2 protein-coding genes are annotated in these 1,822 nt (G+C 64.2%); both read left to right on the top strand.

All coding sequences use genetic code 11. The features are described 5' to 3' along the window. On the top strand, nucleotides 1-733 hold a 733-nt coding region (locus RMN95_RS03960; protein ID WP_309615660.1), incomplete at its 5' end, for a pyridoxal-phosphate dependent enzyme. An 18-nt stretch (nucleotides 734-751) separates the two neighbouring features. After that, a partial coding sequence (locus RMN95_RS03955; protein WP_309615659.1) for a cystathionine gamma-synthase occupies nucleotides 752-1,822 on the top strand: 1,071 nt, incomplete at its 3' end.

The raw sequence follows: 1,822 nt of genomic DNA, 5'->3' as shown, positions 1-1,822 counted from the left end.
GGTGTACTCCGGCGGCACGGGGCGGCCCTACCTCGTCGAGGGAGTTGGCGAGGATTTCTGGCCCGAGGCGTACGACCCGAGCGTCGTCGACGAGGTGATCGCGTCATCCGATGCCGAATCGTTCGATCTCACTCGCAGACTCGCCCGCGAGGAGGGCCTGCTGGTGGGCGGTTCGAGCGGAATGGCCGTGGCGTCGGCACTGAAGGCCGCCCGATTGCTCAGCGCCGATGACGTCATGGTTGTGCTGCTGCCGGATGGCGGGCGCGGGTACCTGGGCAAAATCTTCAATGACAAGTGGATGCGGTCGTACGGATTCGCCTCCGTTACCGATGAGAAAACCGTCGGCGACGTCGTGCGATCAAAGACCGGTTCGTTGCCGGAGCTCGTGCACGTGCATCCCACGGATACGGTTCGCGATGCGATCGAGATCATGACCAAGTACGAGGTCTCACAGATGCCTGTGCTCACCGCCGAACCACCCGTCGTCATCGGTGAGGTGAGCGGGGCTATCGATGAGCGTTCGCTCATGGATGCGGTGTTCACGGGCGGCGCGAAGATGACCGATGCCGTGCGGGAATTCGTCGGAGCGCCCCTGGGTTTAATCGGTGTGCACGAACCGGTCAGCGCGGCACGGATCGCGCTCTCCGCCACCGACGCCCTGCTGGTCACCGACGGCGGCAAGCCCGTCGCGGTGCTGACCCGACACGACCTGCTGACCTTCTTCAGCGCCTGAGCATCAGAAGGAACCACTGTGAACGACGAGCACGCTTTCTCCACCCGAGCCATTCATGCCGGGCAGGAGTTTGATCCGACCACCGGCGCCGTGGTGCCTCCGATCTATATGACGTCGACGTTTGTGCAGGATGGCATCGGCGGCTTTCGCGGAGGCTACGAGTACGCTCGCGGTGGTAACCCCACCCGCGACTCGCTGCAGGCTCTCCTGGCCTCGCTCGAGGGCGGTGCGCACGCCTACAGTTTTGCTTCCGGACTCGCGGCAGAAGACACGCTGCTGCGCGCGGCGCTGGCTCCGGGCGACCACATCATGATGGGTAACGACGTCTACGGAGGCACCCACCGACTCGTCAATCGTGTGCACGTGCCGTGGGGCGTCTCGCTCTCCACGGTCGACATGAGCGATGTGGATGCGGTACGCGCCACCATCCGACCCGGGACGACAAAGGTGCTCTGGGTCGAGACTCCCAGCAACCCCCTCATGAAGATCAGCGACATTGCCGCGCTCGCCGGCATTGCCCATGAGCACGACGTACTCGTCGTCGTCGACAACACCTTCGCCTCGCCCTACCTTCAGCAGCCGCTCTCTCTGGGAGCCGATGTGGTCATGCATTCGACGACGAAGTACATCGGTGGTCATTCGGACGTGCTCGGTGGGGCGCTCGTCCTCAACGATGACGCGCTCGCCGAGAAGGTCGGATTCCTGCAGTTTGCGGTCGGTGCCGTATCCAGTCCGATGGATGCCTGGCTCACCGTCAGAGGCATCAAGACGCTTGCAGTGCGTGCCGAACGGCATTCGTCGAACGCCCTCACCATCGCGGGTGCGTTGGTGGGGCATCCACAGCTCGACGCTGTTTACTACCCCGGACTCGACACTCATCCAGGCCACGACATTGCCGCGAAGCAGATGCGCGCCTTCGGAGGGATGCTGTCTGTGGCCGTCAGCGCGGGCGCCGCAGCGGCTCGCACCTTCGCGGAATCGACCACCCTGTTCCAGTTGGCCGAGTCGCTCGGTGGCGTCGAATCGCTGGTCTGCTATCCCTCCATGATGACCCATGCCTCCGTGCGGGGAACCGAGCTCGAAGTGCCC

This window comes from Salinibacterium sp., assembly GCF_031364185.1.
Lineage (GTDB): Bacteria > Actinomycetota > Actinomycetes > Actinomycetales > Microbacteriaceae > Rhodoglobus.
This window is presented reverse-complemented; position numbering and strand designations above follow the sequence as displayed.